A 943-nucleotide genomic window follows, 5' to 3' on the forward strand; every position below is an offset into this window, starting at 1 on the left:
GAGGACGAGATTTCTCTAATTCCAGATTATATAAAAAATATTGATAAGATAAATAAATATTCGCACTTGGGCTGGAAAATGAAAATAAGCGACCTAAGAAACAACATATTATTGCCCAAATACTATAACCCAGATATTGAAAACGAATTGAATTCGTATATTGAAAGTGGCAAATACGAAATAAAAACTATTAGAGATTTAGAAAAGGAAGAAATCATAAAAGTATGTCGAGGTAATGAGGTGGGTAGTGAAAACTATGGAACGGGGGACATTCCATTCGTAAGAACTTCTGAAGTTTCTAACTGGGAAATTACAACAGATTGTACCCATTGTTTATCCGAAGATATATACGAACTATATAAAGAGAAACAAAATGTTGAACCAGAAGATATTTTAGTAGTCAATGATGGTACATATCTGATGGGAAGAACCGCAATGATAACTGAGGCTGATACAAAAATTGTTTTTCAAAGTCATTTTAGAAGGATAAAAGTAACTAATAAGAAAAAATTGTCGCCACATCTGCTTTTAGCACTATTAGGTTTAGAAATAGTGCAAAAACAAATTGAGTCAAAATCATTCAGACAAGGAACGATTTCTACGCTTGGGAATAGACTTATGGAAGTGAAGATACCAATTCCAACGGACGGATCACTCAAAGAAAAATTATCTAAAAATATTGAACAAATAGTTTTAGCAAAACAAGAAGCTAAAATTAAGGCTCAATCATACACATTGCTTGGAAAAACTGAGAACTTAATGGGAATAAAGAATAAAGCTAAAATAGGCAATTTATAAATGATTTTCGGCGTAATGGACATTTGGAGCTTTTCAGCCTACCAAATGTCCATTACGCCTAAATTCATTGTAAGTTTGTATGCAAAGGCGTGAGCTAAAGGTGCTAAAAAAGCTTCTTAGCGGTTGTAAATTTGCTTGATTGGCA

Annotated in this window: 1 protein-coding gene; it reads left to right on the top strand. The window is 32.7% G+C overall.

Features of this window, described 5'->3' with window-relative positions:
• A partial coding sequence (locus ETF27_RS11245) for a restriction endonuclease subunit S domain-containing protein (protein ID WP_205012822.1) occupies positions 1–798 on the top strand: 798 nt, incomplete at its 5' end.
• Between the last annotated feature and the right edge of the window lie 145 nt (positions 799–943).

Origin of the sequence: Prevotella brunnea, from assembly GCF_008016795.1 — a bacterium.
GTDB lineage: Bacteria > Bacteroidota > Bacteroidia > Bacteroidales > Bacteroidaceae > Prevotella > Prevotella brunnea.